We start from the raw sequence: 23,292 nt of genomic DNA on the forward strand, positions 1-23,292 counted from the left end.
TGATTAATCCTTGCGATCAAAACCTTGTTCGGCCAAAAAGTCTGCGCCAGCTTCTTCTAAATCGTAGCCATCTTCGCTGTCGCCGTCATCCATATCATTGCGTACGCCATGGACATCATGGACGCCGCCGTCTTGATGTTCAGCATCTTCATCTTGCTCTTCGTCAGAAGCGTTAGACGGGCTGACTGCGCGAGAGTCTTTGCTCTTATTCAGATATTCCAGTGCGGCAGCAATCACCATGAATTGGTCACCGTCTGCATGTCCGAGCACGGTTTTGCTGAGGGATTCCGCCCAGGGCTCTAAACGTACGTCTTTGGACAGATCTTTCCAGTGCGGTAATTGACTGATCGGTTTAGAAATCAGTGACTCAACTTTTAAGGGATTCAGATATTTAAATGCATTATGGAAAGCGACTGCGACCATTTCTGGATTGCTCTTCATCATCGGCAACAAAAACGGCACCTGATCACGCTTCTCTTTGAGACGATGGCGCAGAACATCTTTGCCTTCAGAATCGCTGGTTAAATCTTCCAGTTCTGCCACATACACAGACTGGATATCTTGAAAATATTGGGATAATTTCACTGCAGTACTCCTGATAAATAATTCTTCCAAATCTCGCTGGCGGTTTGCAGCGGATCGTCTAGCAAATTGCGGCGCCGGTTTTCGTCGTAAGCGGCACGCGCTGCGTCGTCCGATAAGACATCATAGGCCTCTTTGCATTCATGAAATTTTTGCGGCGCAAGGGCAGAGCTGTTGCGATCTGGATGAAACTCTGCCGCCTTCAGCCGGAAGGCTTTTTTTACCTCCGCTAAAGTCGCATTTGGCGTGATCCCCAGAACAAAATAGTAGTCTGTCATGCAATCTCGTGTTGGGTTAGATGTTGCTATTGTTGAATATTCGGTTGAAACAAGTGAGTGCGATTTTGCTACTAAGCTTGTGGCACTAAGCGAAAAATTCAAATAGATTGATGGATAGCTTGCTGTTGTCGTCTGCGCTGACTGGTTTTGAACCAGTTTGATTTGTTCCGATTTGTTTTGACATTGCCCCGCATCATACCATTCTTGTGCTGGCTCATTGTTTTCAGCTATGGCAGCTTGGTTTATTTATGGATTGATTGTATAGCGATTTTGTTGTCATTTAGTTTAGATGTCCGCCAGTTTCTATGATGTCTTTTTCCAGGCTAAGGCTAGTTTGTATCGCGATCTGTAATCCTCTCACCACCGTCGCCAGCGCCATGCTGGGTGCACCTGCTGGTTGTGTACCAGCTTGTGCCACCTGCTCGGGCAGGTAAGGGATATGGATAAAGCCACCTCGCATCGTTTTGGGCTCAGTGGTTTGCGCTTCGATGACAAGCGCCCGCGTCGCCAGATGATGCATCAAGCCATAAAATAGATGGTTGCAAACAAAGGTCCCCGCAGTATTTGAGACAGCGGCGGGAATACCCGCAGCGCGAAGCTGATGCACGATGGCTTTGATCGGTAAGTTAGAAAAATAGGCCGCTGGGGCGCCGTTGACGACCGGATGATCGATCGGCTGCTCGCCTGCATTGTCGGCAATCCGCGCATCGTCGATGTTGATGGCGACGCGCTCAATCGAGATACCGCTTCTCCCGCCGGCCTGACCGACGCAGAGGACGATCGCTGGGTTGACCGCGGTAATGGCTTGTTCTAACATCGTAATCGCCTTACCGAATACGCAGGGTAGCAATTGCGTCTTGATGTTAGCTCCTTGGCAGCACCAATCGGCCAGTGCTTTGACTACCTCCCATGAGGGATTGATGCTTTGCTGATCGAAGGCGTCAAAGCCGGTAATCAGGACGACGGTCGCACTATTGTCATCATTGTGATCAATATGAGATCGGCTCAATTGGCTCAATTGAATATACTCCCCATTTTATTTTTTAAAAATGCCTCATTGTCCAATGATTATATGGACACTCTTAATATACTAGATACGAGTATATTAAGAGTCGTTTACTCAAGCTCACCGACATCGACATTATCATCAAGCTGATAGTCACCGCGGTTGAAGGCGGCGATGACTTCTTGTGATTGCTGCAAATAAGATTCTGGCACCAGAATCCGTACGCCACCCAATGCCGCGGTTAGGAGCGTATCGGTCTGCACCAGATTGTCGTCAGCGATCACGGCGGGGATGCCCGCAGCCACCAGACAACCCTGGACTATGCAAGCGTCGGTCGGGATATAGTAAGTCGCGACGGTAAATAGATTTCTGCTGAGATTGTCCTCATTCATGTCGCCTCCGGGGCTGTAGAAGTAAAAAGAGCTTAAACGCTTTTCGCGCTTAAGCTCTTTTTAATTTTTATATTGCTGCTTAGTTAGGCTGTTTAGTTAGATATCTACGCCTAAGCGTCTAGCGCATTAAAAAAAGTTAGCTAGTTTTCTTTTCCCTGGCGACAAAATACAGCAGCAATACGATTAACACATAAGGAATCATCGACAAGGCGTTTGAGTTGATACCCTCGTAGAAAGGATTATGTGCCGTTGCCCAGTCACCGATGGACTTATCAAAATTGGTCAGAATACCAGCGCTGAAAGCGATGAAGATACCGGCCAATGCACCGCCAGCAATGTAGCCTGAGGACAATAAGACACCAGAACTGCTATCGCCCGCTGCTTGCTTCTCCTCATCCGTCATTGTTTTGTAGCGATCTAGTTTGCTATTGCGACGATCTACTAGCCAGCGAATCATTCCGCCGATAAATAAGGGCGCCGAGGAGGATAAAGGCAAATACACACCAACCGCAAACGCTAGGGAAGGGATGCCAGCCATTTCTAAAATCACGGCAATCATCACGCCGAAGATCACCAGAGTCCAAGGTAATTTTTGATCCAAAATACCTTTGATGATGTAGGACATTAATACCGCTTTTGGCGCATCAAACTTGGCGACCTTGGTGCCATCCGGTAATTCTTTGTAAGTGCCGTTAATACCTGGATCAACCATATAGACAACCTTGCCAGCATTGTCTACCAGATACTTGCCAGCTGGGCCGCCGACAGTGTCGCTTTTTTGCCAGACTTTATAAGTTGCTTTATCTGCCTCAGCTTGCGTGCCGGTGAGTTGCGCTGTATCCGTCAGTTTGCTGACATCGGTGACCAGATTTGGCGCGACCTGCGCTGCGGGTACATAGGTAGTTGCGCTCTCATTGAGTTTAAGTAAGATCGGACCCAAAACCAAAGCAGAAGTCAGTGCTCCAGCCAAAATCGCAAACTGCTGCAAGCGTGGTGTTGCACCGACCAGATATCCGGTTTTTAAATCTTGTGAAGTTGAGCCAGCGTTACTCGATGCGATACAGACAATCGCGCCGACCGATAACGCCGTCACATAATATTGTCCGCCAGTCCAGCCCATCAATAAAAAGATCAGGCAGGTAAATAGCAAGGTCGCCACGGTCATGCCGGAGATCGGGTTGGAGGATGAACCAATTTCACCCGTTAAACGGGATGATACCGTCGCGAATAAAAAGCCAAACACCAAAATCAAAATCGCACCGAGGATATTCATGTGCAAAGGCGTTGCCGCGGTGATGATGGCAATAATCGCCAGCGAGCCAATGACGACCCATTTCATCGGAATATCTTGCTCAGTGCGCAAAGTGGATTTGACTGCATTAGTGGTGTTGCGCATTCCCGCAATACCTTTGGACAGGCTGCGCCAGATTGTTGGCATGGCTCGCATCAAACTGATTAAGCCACCCGCGGCAACTGCACCAGCACCAATATACAAGATGTAAGAACTGCGGATAGCGCCAGGACTCATTGCGCTAATTAGGGTCGTACCCGGGCTGACCGGCACAGTCAATGCATCACCGAAGAACTTGATCATCGGGATCAGCAAGAGATAGGACATGACGCCGCCAGCAGCCATGGTTGATGCGATACGTGGGCCAATAACATAACCAACGCCGAGTAATTCCGGCGAAATTTCTGCGCCGATTGATCCTGCTTTTAACGGTGCACCGAACGCGACTTCTGGCGTATCTTTCCAACCGCGCAAAGCGACGTTGACGATCTTATAAATCAGGCCAACACCAAAACCCGCAAAAATAATCTTGGCGCGTTTGCTGGCTTCTGCAAAAGCATTGGGATTGTCGCCTTCACCTGCTGCATCACGCGAGCTTTGATTAGCTGCGGCTTTTAATACTTCTGCGCAAGCAGTACCTTCGGGATATTTGAGTTCTAAATGTTGGTCGACAATCAAGGTGCGACGCATCGGTATCATCAATAAAATACCGAGCAAACCACCCAATACACCAACTAACATCACACGCCAGATTTCCAGATCAAAGCCCAGAATCAAAATCGCTGGCATCGTCACGCCAAGACCAAAGGCGATGGATTCACCTGCAGAGCCAGCAGTTTGGGTGATATTGTTTTCCAGAATAGTGGAATCTTTGCCACCCATTTTTTGGAATACGCGGAACAAGGTAATCGCGATCACCGACACTGGAATCGAAGCGCTGACCGTAAGGCCAACTTTTAACACCAGATACAAAGATGACGCACCAAAGATAATGCCCAGTACCACACCCATGATTAGGGCGCGGATGGTCATTTCTGGAAGTTGGGCTGATGCGGGAATGTAGGGCTTAAAGGCGGGTTGAGCAGAGGTGTCGTTTGGCATTGTTTTACCTTGGTGTCAATCTAATAAAAACTACGCAAAAAATTACGCAACATGAACTGGAAGACATTGTGTGTCCTAGCTCGTTTATTGGGAAATTCAAAAATCCGATAGATGTGCAGCGAGTTTTTTGGCTTGCGCTGTCTCTGTCAGAGAATTTTTAGAACTTACCTATTCCAGCCCGATTGGGGCAGAAGTGCTAATCGGGCATTATATGGCGACATCCCGGTAATTTCGCTCAAATTTCATGCTTGTTTAAATTTGGCAACACTGTGATGCCACGGATGACTGGATTGCGCCATGCCACCAAGGCCAGCAGCAGGGCGGCGACACCCGCAAAGCCGAGTGAGTAGCGCAAGCCAAGGTGCTCGCCCATCCAGCCGCCGATTAATGCACCGGGGCCAGCAGGTAGCAAAATCAGCCAGCGCATCGTGGACGTCATTCTGCCGAGTAGCGGTTCTGGAGTAACTGCTTGCCGCAACGCCAAAAAATTAATAAAAATCAGCACGCCACCAATAGAGAAGCACACCAGCATGATCGTGAAAGCAATCACGCCCCAGTGATCAATTGGTGCTATTGCCAGCAAAGACCAGCCAAACCCACAGATACTGATACCGAGCACCATGCAAGGGCCGGGGCCTATGCTACGGCTAATACGATGACCATAAATACTGGCGATAACAGTACCGATCCCCATGCCCATATAACTGAGACCAACAGCTTGTTCCGATAAGCCTAAAGTGCGGGTAGCAAATAAAATTTGTACGACCAGTGCCGCGTTGTAGCAAAGTTGCCAGCCACCGACGGTCGCTGCGAGTGAGACTAATAGAGGTTTATTCCAGACAAACTGAATACCTGCTTTAAGGTCATTCCAAAAATGCGCGCCCTCAATACTAGGTCTGACTTCATTGACTTTAATCCCACGTAAAATGGTGGCGGAGCTGAGCAGTAATAAGGCATCCGTCATCAGTGCCAGTGGTGCCCCCATCAGATTAATCAAGCTACCGGCAGCGGCTGGCCCCGCGATCTCTGCACCGGAGTTTGCCAGCGCATTTTTTGCAAATGCTTCTACCAGCCGCTCTCTGGGGACAATCTGGGTCAAAACGATTTGTGCGGCGGTACCTGATGTTGTATTGACTGCGCCAATAATAAAGCCGACTACATACAACCACATCATATTGATGGAACCTAACCACCAGACCAGCGGGACACTGGCGACCGCAATCGCTACCAAGATTTCACCGACGACGTACACGGGTAATTTGCGCACTCTGTCTAGCCACACCCCTGATGGCAGCGATAAAAACACAAATGGCAAGGTTTCCATAAAAGTCAAAATACCCATTTGAGTCGGCGTGGCATGCAATAAAATCGCAGCCGTCAAAGGCAGCGCCAGCATCGTCACTTGTGCACCAAGCGAGCTGATCAGTATCGACGTCCACAAACGGCGATACACCAGATCGCGTAGTAAGTCAGTAGGAGCTAAGGTGAATCTTTGTAGCAGACGCTTTTTCATATTTTTATAGTATTAAACCGAGAATTTCTATTGTCGCTGTTCCAATAGACATTCTCGGTTAAAAAAAGCCGGACAAAAAAGAGGGATGACGCTTAAAAATATTTTCGACAATTTCAGATTGTTATTAGTTAATTCCAAGCTGTAGAGCGGATATGTGCTGACTGGTATTTCGCCTCTGCTAGCGTTTACAATAGCTGCCTTAGTGAGTGTATTCGTTCACTAAGATGTTCACGCTTAAGTTAACACTTAGTTCACGCTCGGTTCACTTATATTACACAGATTACAAAGATTAGAGAACACAAACATGTTTGAAAAACCTATCGTCATGATTGACTTTGAAACCTCAGGCATGAGCCCGGAACAAGGCGGTCGCGTGACCGAAGTTGCGGCGCTGCGGATCGTTGGCGATCAGGTGGTGGATCGTTATGTATCGCTGATCAATTGTAATGTCCGCATCTCCTCTTTTATTACTGAACTGACTGGCATTACCCAAGCAATGGTCAACAAAGCACCACCAGCATCGGAGGTGATTCCTGAGCTGGTCGAGTTTATTGGTAACGATACTTTAGCCGCCCATAACGCTAGTTTTGATGAGAAATTTTTGCAGGCAGAAAGTGATCGTTTAGGTCTATGGCCTAGTTACGATGGGGTCGTGTGTTCGGTCAAATTAGCGCGCCGGGTTTTCCCTGGATTGGATAGTTATTCACTCGGTCGTCTGGCATCATCTTTGGGTATCCGCTTTGCTGGTGCGGCGCACAGGGCAGAGGCCGATGCCGAAGTCGCCTCGGCTTTGCTGTTGCGCATTGCTGCCCATTTGGGTAAACAGTACGACATGCGCAGCGTTGATCCCCGCTTGCTACAAGAAATCAATAAACTCAGTGCGGCTAAAGTCGGTGCCTTCTTAAAAAAACAGACCGCAGCACCAGAGCCAAAATCCAGCATGCTTGTGCCGGATAAAATACAAGACAAACCAGTACAGCGCTACCGCCATTACAAAGGTGGCGTGTACGAATTATTGTATGAGGCAACGCAAGAGTCGGATTTGACACCAGTGATTGTGTACCGTTCGCATAATGGTAGCATTTGGACTCGTGCTAAAGACGTGTTTTTTGAAACCATAGAAGTGGATGGTATTAAGACGCCGCGCTTCGCTTTGATTGAAGATTAGTCAGATCCTAGCGAAGCACAAATCAGACTATCCCCTGCTTTAGCGCTTTCGGTAAATCGTATTGCGCGACACGCCCAAAGCACGGGCAGCAGCAGAGACATTACCGCCATGAATTTGCAATGCAGTTTGTATGGCCTGAATTTCTAAATCCTGTAACTTACTCTTACTGATGGGCTGCACTGATTGGATGGCGTTAGCAGAGGATAAATCGTTAAAGACTGCTTGATTGATGTCAGGTGTGACATGGCTTACATGGGTGACGGACTGATCTAGTGTCGGTTGGTACTCGGTCAGCGTCGTGATTTCCTCTAAAAAATCCTCTGGTAAATGTTCACGACAAATTTCATTGTTTTCGCCAGCCATCAACATCGCCGTGCGTAAGAGGTTGTTGAGTTGGCGTAAATTGCCGGGCCAGCGGTGGTGCTTAAATAACTGCATGACATCGCTAGAAATTTGGTGGGGTTTGCCGTTTTTATGGCGCGACCGATTTTCTTCGGCCAGCATTCTTTGAGCTAGCACCGTCATATCAGAACGTTCGCGCAAAGCGGGCAGTTTTAAAACCAGACCATTCAGCCGGTAGTACAAATCCTCGCGGAATTCACCTTTGGCAATCAGCTCGCGCAGATTACGGTGGGTTGCACAGATCAGTTTTACATCGACATGAATAGATTTATTTCCACCCAGCGGCATCACGCTGCGCTCTTGCAATACCCGGAGTAATCGAGCTTGCATACTTAGGGGCATATCACCGATTTCATCTAAAAATAAAGTGCCGCCATGCGCTTGCTGGATCTTGCCGATGTTACCTTTTTTTCGTGCGCCGGTGAATGCGCCATCTTCGTAACCAAATAATTCTGATTCAATTAAGGTCTCTGGAATCGAGGCGCAATTAACTGCGATGAATGCAGCTTGTCGTCGGGATGAATCTTGATGTATTGCCTGAGCCAACAGCTCTTTGCCCGTACCTGTTTCGCCCGTGATCAGCAAGCTGATATCGTGCTCGGCGACTTTGCTGATTTTATTGATTAAATTAGCGATCAGCGGATCGCCCGTGTTTAGGGCTTTTAGTTTTGAGCTATTTGAGGGGCTATTTTGTGAACTGTAATTCGCTGCTGGATGATGGTTTTCTGAAGCCTTTTGGTAGTCTTGTCGTTCTTGTTCTTGTCCTTGCGCGTATTGTGAGAAGCTATTTTTCAGCTTAAGTTCCGCGCGTGCTGATACCCGCACTCCGCCCGGTAATGAGAGCGATAAAAATTGTGCCGTCGCGTTGCGGTAATGATCAAGCAGCGATGACAAGGCGACCCCAAACAGCGAGCTAAAGCTATGTGCAGTCAAGGACGCTAATGGCAATCCAAGCTGGAATAAAGCACTACGATTTGCCGATAAGAAACGTCCGTCTGGTGTAAAGCAGGCGATGCCTTCCATTAAGGTGCCGATAAACTCAGGTCGTGCATGGAAGTGCAGGGTGATAGCGTCTTCAAATGTGGCGGAGAACAACTGGTTCTCTATCATCTGGGCCGACATACGGACTAAGGCCATCGTATGTTTGTGAAAGCTGCGGTAGTCGCCAGTGACGTCAAGTACTCCTAACACTTTGCCCTGATAGTCAAAAATCGGCGCGGCAGAACATGTCAGAAAATGATTGGCTTGCAGATAATGATCGCTGCCGTGGATTAAAGTAGGCGCGGCCTCAACCAATGCGGTGCCGATTGCGTTGGTACCTTTGCTATGCTCTGCCCACATCACTCCCGGGCGTATCGCTACCTGATCTGCTTTTTGTAAAAAATCTTGGTCGCCAAACGCATGCAAGATGTGGCCGTTAGCATCTGTCAGCAAGACCATGCTGTGGGTATCAATAATCTGCTCGTAGAGCGTTTCCATCACTGGTAGCGCATAGGTGTGCAAAGCATGATTTTGTTCCATCAGCAGCGCCAGTTCTTTATTGCTTAAACTGCTGAAGTCAGGTGCGGCTTTACGCTCTACACCATAAGCGGCGGAGCGCAAGTGCGACGCGGCTAATAATTCGGGATGGGTTCCGGCAGAGATAAATCTGTCGGATTGGCTGGGTGATAGCGGTGTCGCTTGCGCACCGTCGTTGCCTCGCTCCATGATCTGGCGCATTTCTGGACTCCGTATAGAGGATGGGTCTGTATGCTTTTTTTAATCGTTGTAATGGAAACTTCTAAAAACCCCTTAATCGAGCGCATCGCGTTGTTGTAAAGCCTCGCAATACCGACGTATTGCTACGTCGAGGTGGCAACTCTGCCTAGCGCTGCATCTCGATTAAGGGTTTTTACAAGATTCCTAATGTAACACTACTGATTTATTTTCGCATCCGCTTGCTGGTCCCTACATCAGTACACTTTGGCAAACTTTTAAAATATTTAATATTTATTTATACTGAGGGTAAGTATATTTAATTGTCCAAGTATTATATGGTCTATAGGCCGTTTTTTATAAAAAATAGGGGGAGTATCTTCATTTTTACGCGTAATTACTGAGTGATTTACTAGCAAAATGGTGCTGTCATTCACTGGTGCAGAGTCGCCCGTATTTTTAGAGCACCACCAAAACATTACTGGAATGGCATAACTTTTGCGTAACATGCCCCAGCAGCACGTAGTGTGTACCTCGGTGTTCCAAATTGTCACAATAAAATCAGGAGATAAAGATGGCTATCGGTTTCAATATAAATGGCAAAGCAGTATCGTCCAGTTCGGAAGTGGATACCCCGTTGTTGTGGGTAATCCGTGATGAACTTGGTTTGACCGGGACGAAATTTGGCTGTGGCATGGCGCTTTGCGGCGCTTGCACTGTGCATCTGGATGGCGTGCCCGTCCGCTCTTGCCAGACGCCGGTATCGTCGGTCAAAGGTAAAAAAATTGCTACCATCGAATCACTCTCTGCGGACAATTCCCACGTATTACAAAAAGCCTGGATCGCGCACGACGTGCCGCAATGTGGCTACTGCCAATCGGGCCAACTGATGAGCGCCGCTGCTTTGCTGGCCTCGAATAAAAACCCCAGCGATACCGATATCGACAACGCCATGAGCGGTAACATCTGCCGCTGTGGAACCTATAACCGTATTCGTGCTGCGATTAAGTCTGCCGCTGCCGAAATGCGTAAAACAGCTTAAGGGGCGCGCCATGACAACTACTAGACGCAGTTTCCTTAAAACTTCCGCTTTAGCTGGTGGTGGCTTGATGCTTGGCATCAGCTTACCAAGTATCGTCGGTGTAAGTGACGCTCAGGCAGCGGGTACTTTATATACCCCGAATGCATGGGTACACATCGCTGACGACAATACGATTACCTTGATCTCCGCCCGTTCTGAAATGGGGCAGGGCGTGTACACCTCGATGCCGATGTTGATTGCAGAAGAGCTGGATGTTGAGCTGAAAAATATCAAGGTAGAAATTGCTCCTCCCAACGCTGCTTACACCAATAGTTTGCTCGGTGCACAAATCACCGGCGGCTCTACCTCAGTACGTGACGCATGGGAAAAATTGCGCATAGGCGGTGCCCAGGTCCGTATGATGCTGGTATCTGCCGCAGCGAATAAATGGGGCGTTGATGCCGCCAAGTTAAGCACCAGCAATGGTATGGTCAAAGGTCCTGACGGTAAGCAAGCCAGCTATGGCGAACTGGCTGAAGCGGCATCCAAATTACCGGTTCCTAAAGATGTCGTGTTGCGTGATCCTAAAGATTTTAAGATCATCGGCAAAGCGACTAAACGCTTAGATACACCGAATAAAGTGAACGGCAAAATCCAATATGGGATTGATGTTGTCTTGCCTGATATGGTGTACGCATCCTTAGAGCAGTGCCCGGTGATTGGTGGCACGGTCAAGAGCTATGACGCGACCAAAGCGCGTAGCATGCCCGGCGTGATTGATGTGGTGCAGATACCCGATGGCGTCGCCGTGGTAGCGAACAGCTACTGGCGTGCGAAAAAAGCACGTGAGACTTTAGTTGTTCAGTGGGATGAAGGTAGTGTTGCAAAATTGAACAATGCCAACATGATGGCGGGTATCCGCGCCGCTGCCGCGACCGGTAAAAAAATTAGCATTAAAAAAACCGGTGGTGATGTTGATGTCGCCATGAAGGGCGCAGCCAAAACACTGAAGGCAGAATACAGCTCGCCTTTGTTAGCGCATGCAACCTTGGAGCCGATGAACTTTACGGCCGACTTCAAAGACGGTAAATGTTTGTTGATCGGACCTACTCAGTTCCAGCAAGGCGCGCAAGGTGCCGTCGCTGCCGCATTGGCGATCAAGCCAGAAGACATCACGCTTAAAACGACCTTCCTTGGCGGTGGTTTTGGTCGTCGCCTGGAATTAGACTTCATCGTGCAGGCGGCGCAGATTTCTAAAGCGGTTGGCAAGCCTGTCAAACTGTTATGGACGCGTGAGGATGATACGACGCATGATTTCTATCGTCCTATGGCGCTCAACCGGATGGCAGCAGGGCTGGATGCGAAAGGTAAACCGGTTGCACTGACGTTTGAATTGACCTCACAGTCCGTGACCCAGCGTGCATTTGGCTTGCCAAAAGATACGCTCGATCCGTTTATGGCAGAAGCCTCAGTCGTGCCGTATGACATTCCAAACATGACGCAAGACTTGTACATCCATGATGCGGGTTTGCGTGTCGGTTACTGGCGCTCAGTCAGCCATGCACTGAATGCATTTCCGAATGAGAGTTTTGTCGATGAAATGGCGAAAGCTGCAGGTAAAGACCCTTATGCTTTCCGTATGTCGCTGCTGGACAAGCAACCGCGTTTCGCCAACATCTTAAAACAGGCAGCAACTAAAGCAGGCTGGGGCAAGCCCTTGCCAGCCGGCCATAAGCTGGGTATTGCGTTGATGGAGGGCTACGATACTTATATGGCGCAAATTGCCGAGATATCCGTCAATAAAGCGCATGAAATCAAAGTGCATAAAGTTACGGTAGTGGCTGATCTCGGGCACATGGTCAATCCCGATACGGTCGAGGCACAAATCCAGTCCAGCATTGCCTTCGGACTGACTGCCGCCTTGTATGGTGACATTACCTTGGAAAATGGACGCGTGCAGCAAACCAACTTCCATAACTATCCCGTCTTACGCATGGTTGAAATGCCTAAGATCAATGTGACCTTAGTACAAAGCACCGAAAAACCAGGCGGTATAGGTGAACCGGCAACTGCATTGATCGGGCCGGCCGTAGCGAATGCCTTATTCGCTGCTACTGGCAAACGCTTGCGTAGCTTGCCTTTGACACCAGAGAAAATCGCTGCCGCATAGCAATTGCGCAATGAAGAGCGACTAAGTGGATTCAGCGTAGAATAATTCACTTAGTCGTATTTCATCCACTATCTCATCCACTATTTAGCGATTTCATCCTGCATACCTTATGCGGTTTCCAAGGCAAAAATGGCCTGTAAGCCGCATAAGCACTGCACCCTCATTTTGGATTGTCATGGACAGTATTGATCTGGAAGTGCTAAAAGCCTGCGCCTTATGGCTACAGGCCGGACGCAAATGCGAGTTGGTTACCGTCATCAAAACCTGGGGTTCTAGTCCCAGACCAGAAGGTGCCATGTTGGCGATTTGTGATGACGGACAAGTAGTCGGCTCCGTTTCTGGCGGTTGTATCGAAGACGATTTGATTGAGCGTGTCCGGCAAGAAGGCATACAACGAACCTTGCCAGAGATAGTCACTTACGGCATCACCGCCGATGAAGCGCATCGCTTCGGCTTGCCTTGTGGCGGCACGATACAACTAGCATTAGAACCTTTATCCGCGCACAGCCGGATTACAGAATTACTACAAAGATTAGCGCAACATGAGTTGGTGGCGCGCAGATTAGATTTGCATACTGGTGAGGTCAGACTCGATCTTGCGAAGTCGGCGATGAGCTTACAGATTTCAGAAACAGCACTTACGACGATACATGGCCCACGCTGGCGTTTGCTGATTATCGGTGCCGGGCAACTGTCCCGCTTCCTCGCCAGCATTGCGGTCGGCATGGATTACCATGTCACCGTTTGCGACCCCAGAGAAGAATACCGAGCAGGATGGCAAGTAGAAGGCGTACAAGTCGTGCACGCCATGCCAGATGATCTGGTGCAGGAGATGCAATTAGACAGCCGCAGCGCAGTGGTCGCCTTAACTCATGATCCCAAGCTGGACGATTTAGCGCTGATGGAAGCTTTAAAATCCGATGCTTTCTATGTCGGTGCCATCGGCTCCCGCGCCAACAACAGCAAGCGGCGAGAAAGACTCAAAGAATTCGACGTCAGCGATGCGCAACTCGCAAAACTGCATGGCCCGATTGGTCTATACATCGGCAGCAAAACTCCGGCAGAAATTGCGATCTCCATTTTGGCTGAAATGACCGCGGTGAAGAACAATATTCATTTGCCGGTAGAAGTGCAGGTTGAGTATGCCAAGCATGCGTCCAATCAAGTCTCTAGTGAGCCAGTCTGCGTCATTGGGACGCCGTGATATGTCATAGACACAGATGATTTGTTGATGTTAGTTGGAGGTGGATGTGTCAGATATTGATACTGTAGCACTGTCCTAATTATCTATTTCGCCACAATTTTTTTCCTAAACTACTACTTGGGTAGTGACTTAATTTCAAGACGGTGGCTTGTTGAAGGGGTTTGGCGGTTGGTTAATTATCCCCGCGATTTCGATTGTTATCGCACCATTTTCAATGCTATCGGATTTAGTGCAGTCTCTGAATATCTATGGAATGGATCAATGGATCTCTTTTTCAACCGTTGGCAATACCCTTTACCATCCTTACCGCATTCCGTTACTACTATTTGAACTGATCGTTAATATCGGTGGATTTACTTTTTCAACCTTGCTGGTTGTGCTGTTCTTTAAGCAACGTCGGAGTGCGCCTGCAGTCTTCATTGCGTTCTCGCTATCAATGATTATTATCCGGCTGCTTGACATGCTGTTATCAGCAAAAATACATCAAGCGGCCGCGGTAACGATGAGCAAAGATTGGATGGCCTTAGCAAAGGACACGATTGCTGGTTTGTTATGGAGTATGTATTTCCTGAAATCAGATCGGGTCAGAAACACTTTTACTCAGTTGTACAAGCAAGCAAACTCTACATCTGCGCATCAAACCTTATCGATAATTTCTCAAGATAGCAAAACAGCGCCAGACGAGTCAGCCATAGCTCAAGCCGATAGCACTGCATCCCGTTCGACTGGTACTTTATAAAAACCAGAAAAGGCTACATGTCAGGACTTAATCAAGTCGTTAAAATTTAGGTATTCCATGATCAGTATTGAGATCATGGAATACGCCGACTTGAGTAAAGCTAGTTCCAAACAAATCGTGTTTAATTTCTATCCGTATATTAAACTGATTTGGATTGTCATTTCGGTGGCAAAGGTAGGTCTTTCCCGGCGTTAGTATGCTGGGTATAGAAATGCGGTAGCCAAAGACTTCCCAAAAATAGCCATCGCTAGTGAAATGTAAATCACCCTCTTGCACGCGTAGCAGTAATTTCATACCCAGCCCCATACCGACATATTCTAAGACTTCGCCTTTTTCGCTTTCTTTCATATACGACGTAAATTGTATGGGTTTGCGTCCGTGTAGCCGATAAATCCGCTGCTTGAAAATGGAGGGGCAATCTGGTTTTGAATAGACTTGAATATCTACTGGAAAATTTGCATCATTGTATGGAATGAGCGCGCCTTTAATCATTGGCATGGTCAGAAAACCCAGTAATTTTCCGAACTTAGAGCATTTCAGTTCGCTTAGATGACCGACATAGTGTAATGGCTGATTTGGCGTTGGATTTTTTGCAAAACGGGCCTGAATATCTGGATGAAGTTCTAACCATTCTGCACCTAATATTTTTTTAAATAATTCGCCCTCTGATGGAGTCGTCGCGATATTGGTCATGTAGAGAATATTGTTATCGAAGTTAAGCGCCAGTATTTTAGGCGGCTATAGGGGGCTAATTTTTATCCTTAAAAGCGAGCTATGTTGAGTTTAATTCATATACTCACCAAAATTTCCACCAGGATTTCGGTCTCATCTGATCTTTTGTTTTTGGACGAGCTTCAGTTTCCCCGAGAACAGCAATCTTTTGTTTAAACTTGGTATCAGCAGCTTCACTTTTTGCCGACATTTGGCGGGATAACTCTTTCTGTAGCGCAGTGCTGGCGGTTAAATTGGCAATGACAAACTTTTCGCCCACAGGTGATGAATAAAATTTAATGATATTCGATAGTTCTGCTGTCGTTAAACTTGAAGAATACACGCGGTTCATAGTAAGTAAATAATCGTTGCTAGTATATTCACAGGATTCGTTGAAATAATCCTCATATGCGCTTACTACCTCTGGCCAGAGCTTGGATTGGGGCGTGATTCCCCTAAAATAATTCGGCTGTTCTTTTACAATACTATTTGGAGTACGCGATTTTGCCCCCTCTTTACATAGGACGATACTATCTTCAATTAAATTACGATATTTCATTAAAACGATGAGTTGATTTGCTTGTCGAATGCGAGTGTTCTCCTTTTCTTCAGTCGGCGATTTTATTAATGCAGATGGAATCTTGATTGGATTATCTTGATTAATTTCTTTATTGAGAGTTGTGGTTTTAGCTTGCTGATAAGACAGCACAGATTGATTGACACGCTTTGTCGACAACTGATGGCTGAATTCTGCAAGTGCTATTTTGATGTTCTCTCCGACAAAAATACCTGGATCTGATGGTGTGTAATCATCTTCCTTTTCTCGTGCTGCTATGAGCGGTTTTGCAAGGTTAAATGCATCAACAAAAGAATCAGTTTTTTGTAGCGCCTCATCAAAATAGGCCTGACCAAAATAGGTGAAATCTGCTTCGTTACTACAGCCGAATGAGGTCTTGTCTGCCGCCGCCGAGGTAATGATTAAAGTATTAGAGTCCTTTAGCTTGTCAATAAATCCTCCTGAATAGCACGCCGATATGACGATTACTCTTCGCTTGATACCTGATTCATTTAGCATGTCTCGCAAACGCTCGGGATTCAGATCGTTGAACTGCATCGACCCAAAATCTAGAGAGAATTTATGATCTTTTGATCCATGCGATGTCATATATAAAAACAGAATGTCTTTATTCTTATCCATCGACTCACTTATTTTTTTTAGTGATCGCGATAAGCTAGTTGTGCTGGCAATTGGCGATGTAGTTGCTGTCTTTGAATTATTGATCAACGTTATAGAGTGTCCAGATGTACCAAAGCGTTTTTTAAATAGCTCTTCAACGTAATGGACTTCTTTCATGAAAACGTCTTGATCAGAATACCCAGCCACGCCCACGAAAAACAGCACAGGAGTCTTTTGGTTACTGGGCATAACCGCTGCCAGTTCCTGCTCAAGCAAATTTGGTTGTAAATAAAATACGTTCTCACTTTCTAAAATATGGCGTTGTTCGTAAAAATTTCTCGATATTTCTGGGTCATACGGTTTTCTCCAAAGTGTTTTGTATTGCATGACTTGTGAAGAAGTACCACATATAAGTAAGACCGGCAGCAATAAGATAATCCTTCGTATTCCTTTAATTTCAAGCAATCTTATTGCGGCAAGTCCGCATGCCAATGCGAACCACATATCTGTAGCGCTACTGGCCCATTGGCCAATCAGGCCTTTAACAAACTGCCGACTAAGTATCCAATTTAATAATTGAAAACTCATCTCGTATGGAATTGTGAGTAAGCAAAACACGACTAAAAGCGATAATGTCTTGTCAGATTGATTCGCAGACAAGGTCATTGCCCAAGCGACAATGATCATCATTGGTAAGGTAAATATTGCTCCAGGTAAGCCAAACCAATTGAATTCGCCAGTAAAACCGATATGAACAAAATCCAAGGAAAATAATAGTGTTAAGTGAATGGCTGTCAAAAGTACGACTTGCGACCAGCTCACATAGAGTTCTTCCTTTGAAAAACGCAAAAATAATACTGCACGCAAGCCAATTTTGAGATTGGATATAAATGCGTTATCGCGAGAACTGTTATCTGCGGTCGGAATATTGTTCATTAGATAAAAACATCCTTAGATCAAGTTTTTTGCTCTTAGCCTTTGCAAAATAATAGGTAAGTGCGGCGTTTAGAATTGCTTATTTCTTGCTAATGTTAACTTTATCATTTGGCATGCTAATAGACGAAATATTAATGAACTCTAAAATGGAAATAGGTAATTTTTGTATCTGGCGGATGTTCGGCTTTTTTTTCCGGGATTAGTGCGGACAATTAGCCTGTCGATATCGTCTTGAATCGATCTTAAAATAAAAACATCCGGTAACAAGATGAAATTTGAACCCGATTTCGCGTAAAATCCTATCCAAAATCAAACCAACCTGGGTAGAAAACACATGAGTATTAAAGCCGATAAATGGATACGCCGTATGGCGCAAGAGCACGCCATGATTGAGCCGTTTGAGCCAGGGCAGGTGCGTTTGCGTGGTGAGGAAAAGATTGTTAGTTACGGTACTTCTTCTTATGGTTATGATATTCGTTGCGCCGACGAGTTTAAGATTTTTACTAATATCAACAGCACAATCGTCGATCCTAAGAATTTTGATGAGAAGTCGTTTGTCGACTTTAAAGGCGATGTCTGCATCATTCCGCCAAATTCATTCGCACTTGCCAGAACGATGGAATACTTTCGCATTCCGCGTAGTGTGTTGACGATCTGCCTTGGTAAGTCAACCTATGCACGTTGCGGCATCATCGTGAATGTGACGCCATTTGAGCCAGAGTGGGAAGGTTATGTGACTTTGGAATTCTCTAATACGACGCCATTGCCAGCCAAGATTTATGCGGGTGAGGGTTGTGCTCAGGTCTTGTTTTTTGAGAGCGATGAAATTTGCGAAACATCGTACAAAGATCGTGGCGGAAAATACCAAGGTCAGCAGGGCGTTACTTTGCCGAGGGCATAATTTCTGCGGTAGTCGCATTCAAAACACACTTCATCAAACACATTAGTGCGCCAGAACCGGCGCGCTAATGTCGTGCCTAATATGCCTCTGTTTTGGTTCGCCGTTCAGTCCTCAACTTACTCCAAATTCGAGCCGACTTTGTCGGTTCAGGCTGCCGCCCGCTAAGCTGTTGGCCAATTTACGTTTGAGCGCATTATGTTGATACCTTACTTACCTGCCTAGCAATATATTCTTGAAACGATTGATGCCTAGGTGTATCGTCCTTAGCTCATAAAGCCTAAGTTCTGGTTAGTAAAATTTTTGATGTTCGGGAAGACGTCGCTGATTTGCGTAGCGCTAAGGCCAAACCAGCTAGCTAGTGTTGCACCGTACTGATCAACCGAGAACTGCGGCAACAAACTACCTGAGCCTACGTCTTGCGTATGTTTTAGTCCAGTGACGGGAAAGGTTCCATAAATATTTTTTCCTTTGACTGCGCCACCGACGATAAAGTGGTGAGAACCCCAGCCGTGGTCGGTGCCGTCGCCATTGCTGGTAAAGGTACGACCAAAATCGGATGCGGTAAATAGCGTGGCTGCGCTACGCATGTCGCTGCCTTGCAGATTGCCCATGACGCCATCGAAATAAGCAATAGCGTGCGAAAGCCTTGCCATCAGATCAGCTTGATTAGCGCGCTGAAAATCATGCGTATCGAAGCCGCCCATACTGACAAAGAACACTTGCCGTTTTGCACCCAAAGCATTGCGACCGGCGATGATGCGAGCCACAGTTTGCAATTGCACGGCTAATGAATTAGTCGCCAATACACCGGTATTAGGATTGGTATATTGGGTTGGATTGGGCACACCAGTTGGACCCGCAACTGCCATTGCCGGGCTAAGTATGCTTTGCGCATTGATGGAGCGATTGGTGACTGCTGCGTGTTCCTTTTGAAACAAGTGCGGATTGTCGGCAGTGATAATTGCTTTCAGCGGATTGGCACCTGCCGTTGATCCAAACAGGGCACCACTAAGGCCACCGATCGGTACCGCACCTGAGGAGCTGATTTGATATTGATTGACTGTTTTACCCGCTAAAAAAACGGCATTGCCAGAGGCCGAGATGGAGGTAAAAATCGGGTTGCTATTATTCGCCACCATCAAGTCACCCATGCGCCCGCCCCAACCATACGCCGCACCTTCTGGCGCGTAGGCTTGCCATAGGGATTGCTGATCATTGTGCGAGAACAGTTTGGGAGGCAATGGCACGCTGGCCGCTCTATATTGCGCTAAGGTCGTTGGTACGATCAGCGGCGCAACATTGCTGATGATTGCCGCCCGGCCGCTGTCAAACAAGCCTTTTAGTTCAACCAAATTAGGGTGCAGCGCAAAGCTACGCCCGGCTTGCGTCGTCGTCGGCGTGATTGGTATTACGCCGCCTGGCGTACCAACTGCCGGCAATGCGATGGAGCCAGTGTCCGTGGTCGTTCTTACTGAAAGATATTGGGTCCACGAGGTGCTGTCTGTCGCCAGCACCGTGTTGCCGTGGTCGTTACCGCCATTCATAAACAGGCAGATCAAGGCCTTGTAATCTGTGGGTGCAGATTGCGCTGCGGCAGATGCCATGGTAGCGAGGTTGATCGCGAAAGGGGCAGTGGTTGCGCCGACGACCGATAACATCGATGACATACGCAAAAATTCACGACGAGAAGCATTCATTTTATGGCTCATGTTGGGCTCCGCTTATTTTTGTACGATGTATTCGGGGGACGCCATCGTCAGAAAAATACTGAGATAGACACGATTTTTTCTGGCGGTGTCGGCCGCAGTGGTGCTGGTCGTCGAGATCGCAACCGAGTTGACCGCAGCCAGTATCTGGTTACGCAAAGTGGCGCTCATCTGGTTAGATGTCAGCAGCAGACTTACCTGATCTAGTAGTTTGTCCGGTGTATCGGCCAGTGCAATCAAACTGGAATAATCGGCGGTGACATCGCGTGAAGATCCTGTGCCATTCTGGATGACATCGCGCATAAAATTTAAATATCCGACGACTGAGGTTTCGCCGGTGATTTGGAATTCGGGTGCGACCAGCTCAGGTGTTGCACTAGCCAGGCTGGTATTGGGTGGAACATAACCAGGACGATAAAAATTGAATACCGATGAGGAGCGCATTGGTGTCTGGCCTAATGCGCTGAGCGGATCATCCAAACTACCTAACAAGAAGCGTTTGGATGCAGAGCTTGCATTAAATGCGCGCATCCAATTTGCCAGACGGATGACCGGTTCACGCAATTTTCCGGCAGTCGTTGTGCTGCTACTGACATCAGTACGTGCTTCTGTATCTAACAAAACAGCTTTAATAATCGCCTTCATATCACCGCGCACACCTTGGCCGTTGTCCGCAAATACAGCAGCGACTCTGCCAACATATTGCGGACTAGGGTTGCTGGTGACCAGACGTTGTATGAGCTGTTTACTGAAAAATGGCGCGGCATTGTTATGGTTAAACAGACGATCTAACGCAGTTTTTAAACTTGCCTCTGGATTAGGCGTTGATTGGGCGGGAACGGTGACACCTAAAAAAGCTTTTTCAGAGGTGGAATGATATTTGGGATAACTCTGCATTGGTTGCCAATCGCGATTGGCGTCCGGTGTGCCGCCAAAAAAACGGCTGTCCGACTTGTCTGGTCCAGCCCAGCTCCAGCCGGTAAATACTTTAGCCATGCCAGTAATATCGGTGTTGGTATAGGTTTCTATCGGTTTGCCATTGTTCAGTTTTAATGAACCATCCGGATTTAATTCATATAAACCGATAGTCAGCAACTGCATTACTTCACGGGCGTAATTTTCATCTGGGGTTTGTGTACCTGATTCTTTTTGGTTGCGTAATGAAGTCAGGTAAATCCCCATCATTGGATGCAAGCTGACGTTTTCTAGCAAGCTGCGAAAATTGCCAAAGGCATTTGTGCCCAAAGTGTCGTAATAAGAAGCTACACCGCGCGGGAAGTTTGCAACCGTGCTGTCCTGGAACGAGACTACAAAAATTTGTGATAGTGCAAAGGTGACACGCTGGCGTAATTGATCTTTACCCGTAATGGCTTGCTGCCAGAATGACTCAAAGAATTGATTTTGACTAATCGTGGTACCTGTTGGCAGAGTCGCGCTGATGCTATCCATATAGTTACGGTGCAAGGTTTGTGGAATAGCAAACTGCGTATCAATCCAACTGCTGTAGCCGCTAGTGACGACGCTGTTGATATCCGTTGTAGTTGCACCGAAGCTTGCTTGTCCTAACATCCGCGCTGCTTGCGCCTGAGTCGGCGGCACGATTGCCACTGGCGGCGGCGATGTTCCCCCTCCAGTACCAGTTCCACTATTGCTATTACTGGTGTCACTACCGCCACCACCTCCGCAAGAGGTCAGTAATGCTACGAGGGCGCTAGTTGCGGCCAGTTTTATCAAGCGATACGGCATGATACATCTCCGTTGTAGGTAGTTTTGAGAGGCTTAAGATGTCTGAATTTATACAAAATCAATTCATGGTGAAAAGAGAATAAAAGCCCTCTCCTTTCATTCTCCTTTAGTACAGTTTGCAGTAATTTCACTATACTCCCCCATAATTTAGAAATAGTTAATCTACCGACCAACATATACGTGGGGAATTAATAATACTGTACGGAGTATAAAATATAATGTGATTTTGCCGCAGAAAAAACAGCGATGCAGATGTGTTTTTCTGCATTCTACTGTCGTATTGTTTAATGCTTATTACTAGGGTTAAGGTAGCTTACAACAAAAATCAGTTAGTTTGATACTTTCTGATACATTAGCATAAATTTTCATGTGGAAATAAATTCTAGTGGTAACCAATAAAATCCTGAGTAAAGCAATGCAGATTTAAGGACAAAATACAACAGAGAGAAAGAGGGATGTGAGCTAAACTGCTATCAGATTTTTATTCTATTTCAGCCAGAGTTTGATGTACAAAAGCGGACAAAATTAATTTAGATTGCGTTGGGACATCGACAAATTCAAAACCATAGCGATATTCATCCCCAGTCTCTGTTGGAGAAATTGATCTTAATATAACGTTGAGTACCAGATACTCATCATTGCCAGCAGCGTTGACTTTAAATTTGATGGTACCAAGATCATTCTTTTTACCGATTAATTTTTTGAGCACGCCAGAGCTACCTCCCATACTTAAATCACCTAGTGTTGCAGCGGCAGTTTGCTCCGGATCTCCTATGCTGACGGCTGCAATAATCTTTACGTTAGCGCGGGAGTTTTGTCGTATCGTCGTACAACGTACTTGTTTAGGATAAGACAGATGGAGATAGGCATAGGGCGTAAACACCGATTTGATCGCGGAGGCAGTAAAGGCATACGCTTTTTTGCCAGGGAAAGCCCGCACGATAAAGGTTTGTCCATCTCTTATTAACGCACCTTTGCCATCAATCATCGGTGGGCTCACAATGATCGATTTGTTTTTAACAAAACCGATCAGGCGCACGGTATACCTGAGAGCGGCATTATCATGCACTTGCAGATAGAAAATTTCTCCAACATGCCAGCGCACGCTGTCCAATTCCATTAACTCATCTTTATTCAACTCGGATACGGGCGGTTTTGCGACGGTCGACGGTGGTTTGCTTAAAGTGGAAATAGGAGGTGAGGATTTTTTTCCGACATCTGCCCAGGTCGTATCTGAGCAATAGCCGTTTTCAATCAAATCTGCTAATTGCCTTTCGCTATTCACGATGCAACCAGAATCGAGCAATAAATTACCCCATGCGTCGTAAATCGGCCAAGGTGATGCTTCACCAACTTTGATTTCTGTTTTTTTAATCGGTACTAATGTGGACAATTCATTCATGCAATACCTTTGCCGCTCATAAAGAGTTGAGCTTTATTGTATCCTGAAAAACAAAATATAAAGACAGGACTTACGCAAAACCGTCCCAGCCGCGTTACATCGCCTGAGATATAAAAAAGCACTTGCGCTTACAAGTGCTTTTTTTCTCAAT

18 protein-coding genes are annotated in these 23,292 nt (G+C 46.8%); 6 read left to right on the forward strand and 12 right to left on the reverse strand.

Annotation, left to right across the window (positions count from 1 at the left end):
- Positions 1-3: 3 nt before the first annotated feature.
- The 6 genes from QN395_RS00680 to QN395_RS00705 form a co-directional block, all read right to left on the reverse strand.
- Entirely contained in the window at positions 4-585 is a 582-nt protein-coding gene (locus QN395_RS00680; RefSeq protein WP_322119398.1) for a hypothetical protein, read from the reverse strand.
- Positions 582-860 carry a DnaJ domain-containing protein gene (locus tag QN395_RS00685; RefSeq protein WP_322119397.1) on the reverse strand — a complete coding sequence of 93 codons (279 nt, stop codon included), beginning with the start codon at positions 858-860 and terminating at the stop codon, positions 582-584. The genes QN395_RS00680 and QN395_RS00685 overlap by 4 nt, the downstream gene beginning before the upstream one ends.
- 280 nt (positions 861-1,140) lie before the next feature.
- Complete coding sequence (pcp, locus tag QN395_RS00690; RefSeq protein WP_322121600.1) at positions 1,141-1,869, reverse strand: pyroglutamyl-peptidase I; 729 nt, start codon at positions 1,867-1,869, stop codon at positions 1,141-1,143.
- A 107-nt stretch (positions 1,870-1,976) separates the two neighbouring features.
- A complete protein-coding gene (locus tag QN395_RS00695) occupies positions 1,977-2,258 on the reverse strand; it encodes a hypothetical protein (RefSeq protein WP_322119396.1) in 282 nt (93 codons plus the stop codon).
- 136 nt (positions 2,259-2,394) lie between these two features.
- Entirely contained in the window at positions 2,395-4,650 is a 2,256-nt protein-coding gene (locus QN395_RS00700) for an OPT family oligopeptide transporter (RefSeq protein WP_322119395.1), read from the reverse strand.
- Between the two features lie 235 nt (positions 4,651-4,885).
- Entirely contained in the window at positions 4,886-6,163 is a 1,278-nt protein-coding gene (locus QN395_RS00705; protein ID WP_322119394.1) for an MFS transporter, read from the reverse strand.
- 304 nt (positions 6,164-6,467) lie between these two features.
- On the opposite strand from QN395_RS00705, the gene QN395_RS00710 reads away from it, so the two are divergent.
- Positions 6,468-7,331: a DUF1653 domain-containing protein gene (locus tag QN395_RS00710; RefSeq protein ID WP_416200115.1), complete on the forward strand. Its 864-nt coding sequence runs from the start codon at positions 6,468-6,470 to the stop codon at positions 7,329-7,331.
- A 39-nt stretch (positions 7,332-7,370) separates the two neighbouring features.
- On the opposite strand, the gene QN395_RS00720 is transcribed toward QN395_RS00710, so the two are convergent.
- Entirely contained in the window at positions 7,371-9,452 is a 2,082-nt protein-coding gene (locus QN395_RS00720) for a sigma-54-dependent Fis family transcriptional regulator (RefSeq protein WP_322119393.1), read from the reverse strand.
- 550 nt (positions 9,453-10,002) lie between these two features.
- Here QN395_RS00720 and QN395_RS00725 point away from each other — a divergent pair.
- The 4 genes from QN395_RS00725 to QN395_RS00740 all read left to right on the forward strand — a co-directional run bounded on the left by QN395_RS00725 (position 10,003) and on the right by QN395_RS00740 (position 14,562).
- Positions 10,003-10,470, forward strand: coding sequence for a (2Fe-2S)-binding protein (locus tag QN395_RS00725; protein WP_322119392.1), 468 nt, complete (start codon positions 10,003-10,005; stop codon positions 10,468-10,470).
- A 10-nt stretch (positions 10,471-10,480) separates the two neighbouring features.
- Complete coding sequence (locus QN395_RS00730; protein ID WP_322119391.1) at positions 10,481-12,619, forward strand: xanthine dehydrogenase family protein molybdopterin-binding subunit; 2,139 nt, start codon at positions 10,481-10,483, stop codon at positions 12,617-12,619.
- Positions 12,620-12,794: 175 nt separating this feature from the next.
- Positions 12,795-13,823 carry an XdhC family protein gene (locus QN395_RS00735; protein ID WP_322119390.1) on the forward strand — a complete coding sequence of 343 codons (1,029 nt, stop codon included), beginning with the start codon at positions 12,795-12,797 and terminating at the stop codon, positions 13,821-13,823.
- A 148-nt stretch (positions 13,824-13,971) separates the two neighbouring features.
- Positions 13,972-14,562 carry a DUF2569 domain-containing protein gene (locus tag QN395_RS00740; RefSeq protein ID WP_322119389.1) on the forward strand — a complete coding sequence of 197 codons (591 nt, stop codon included), beginning with the start codon at positions 13,972-13,974 and terminating at the stop codon, positions 14,560-14,562.
- Positions 14,563-14,601: 39 nt separating this feature from the next.
- Here the strand turns inward: QN395_RS00740 and QN395_RS00745 are convergent, their stop codons facing one another.
- Positions 14,602-15,255 carry a DUF4166 domain-containing protein gene (locus QN395_RS00745; RefSeq protein WP_322119388.1) on the reverse strand — a complete coding sequence of 218 codons (654 nt, stop codon included), beginning with the start codon at positions 15,253-15,255 and terminating at the stop codon, positions 14,602-14,604.
- A gap of 103 nt (positions 15,256-15,358) precedes the next feature.
- On the reverse strand, positions 15,359-17,386 hold the full coding sequence (locus QN395_RS00750) for a C13 family peptidase (RefSeq protein WP_322119387.1): 2,028 nt from the start codon (positions 17,384-17,386) through the stop codon (positions 15,359-15,361).
- 334 nt (positions 17,387-17,720) lie between these two features.
- Here QN395_RS00750 and dcd point away from each other — a divergent pair, with 334 nt between their 5' ends.
- The gene (gene dcd, locus QN395_RS00755) at positions 17,721-18,287 is read left to right on the forward strand and encodes a dCTP deaminase (protein ID WP_322119386.1); all 567 of its coding nucleotides are present in this window, start codon (positions 17,721-17,723) and stop codon (positions 18,285-18,287) included.
- 263 nt (positions 18,288-18,550) lie between these two features.
- Here dcd and QN395_RS00760 read toward each other — a convergent pair whose 3' ends face one another.
- The 3 genes from QN395_RS00760 to QN395_RS00770 all read right to left on the reverse strand — a co-directional run bounded on the left by QN395_RS00760 (position 18,551) and on the right by QN395_RS00770 (position 23,141).
- A complete protein-coding gene (locus tag QN395_RS00760) occupies positions 18,551-19,996 on the reverse strand; it encodes a DUF1501 domain-containing protein (RefSeq protein ID WP_322119385.1) in 1,446 nt (481 codons plus the stop codon).
- Positions 19,997-20,008: 12 nt separating this feature from the next.
- The gene (locus QN395_RS00765; protein WP_322119384.1) at positions 20,009-21,739 is read right to left on the reverse strand and encodes a DUF1800 domain-containing protein; all 1,731 of its coding nucleotides are present in this window, start codon (positions 21,737-21,739) and stop codon (positions 20,009-20,011) included.
- Between the two features lie 481 nt (positions 21,740-22,220).
- The gene (locus QN395_RS00770; RefSeq protein ID WP_322119383.1) at positions 22,221-23,141 is read right to left on the reverse strand and encodes a flagellar brake protein; all 921 of its coding nucleotides are present in this window, start codon (positions 23,139-23,141) and stop codon (positions 22,221-22,223) included.
- Positions 23,142-23,292: the final 151 nt, after the last annotated feature.

The sequence above is a fragment of the Undibacterium sp. RTI2.2 genome (genome assembly GCF_035018705.1).
Taxonomy (GTDB): domain Bacteria; phylum Pseudomonadota; class Gammaproteobacteria; order Burkholderiales; family Burkholderiaceae_D; genus Undibacterium.

What these genes read in the sequence shown, in the direction of transcription:
- QN395_RS00720 (WP_322119393.1), bottom strand. Translation starts at nt 9,452, where the DNA reads ATGCGCCAGATCATGGAGCGAGGCAACGACGGTGCGCAAGCGACACCG.
- QN395_RS00730 (WP_322119391.1), top strand. Translation starts at nt 10,481, where the DNA reads ATGACAACTACTAGACGCAGTTTCCTTAAAACTTCCGCTTTAGCTGGT.
- QN395_RS00710 (WP_416200115.1), top strand. Translation starts at nt 6,468, where the DNA reads ATGTTTGAAAAACCTATCGTCATGATTGACTTTGAAACCTCAGGCATG.
- QN395_RS00770 (WP_322119383.1), bottom strand. Translation starts at nt 23,141, where the DNA reads ATGAATGAATTGTCCACATTAGTACCGATTAAAAAAACAGAAATCAAA.
- QN395_RS00735 (WP_322119390.1), top strand. Translation starts at nt 12,795, where the DNA reads ATGGACAGTATTGATCTGGAAGTGCTAAAAGCCTGCGCCTTATGGCTA.
- QN395_RS00695 (WP_322119396.1), bottom strand. Translation starts at nt 2,258, where the DNA reads ATGAATGAGGACAATCTCAGCAGAAATCTATTTACCGTCGCGACTTAC.
- QN395_RS00705 (WP_322119394.1), bottom strand. Translation starts at nt 6,163, where the DNA reads ATGAAAAAGCGTCTGCTACAAAGATTCACCTTAGCTCCTACTGACTTA.
- dcd (WP_322119386.1), top strand. Translation starts at nt 17,721, where the DNA reads ATGAGTATTAAAGCCGATAAATGGATACGCCGTATGGCGCAAGAGCAC.
- QN395_RS00750 (WP_322119387.1), bottom strand. Translation starts at nt 17,386, where the DNA reads ATGAACAATATTCCGACCGCAGATAACAGTTCTCGCGATAACGCATTT.
- QN395_RS00765 (WP_322119384.1), bottom strand. Translation starts at nt 21,739, where the DNA reads ATGCCGTATCGCTTGATAAAACTGGCCGCAACTAGCGCCCTCGTAGCA.
- QN395_RS00685 (WP_322119397.1), bottom strand. Translation starts at nt 860, where the DNA reads ATGACAGACTACTATTTTGTTCTGGGGATCACGCCAAATGCGACTTTA.
- QN395_RS00745 (WP_322119388.1), bottom strand. Translation starts at nt 15,255, where the DNA reads ATGACCAATATCGCGACGACTCCATCAGAGGGCGAATTATTTAAAAAA.
- QN395_RS00760 (WP_322119385.1), bottom strand. Translation starts at nt 19,996, where the DNA reads ATGAGCCATAAAATGAATGCTTCTCGTCGTGAATTTTTGCGTATGTCA.
- QN395_RS00700 (WP_322119395.1), bottom strand. Translation starts at nt 4,650, where the DNA reads ATGCCAAACGACACCTCTGCTCAACCCGCCTTTAAGCCCTACATTCCC.
- QN395_RS00725 (WP_322119392.1), top strand. Translation starts at nt 10,003, where the DNA reads ATGGCTATCGGTTTCAATATAAATGGCAAAGCAGTATCGTCCAGTTCG.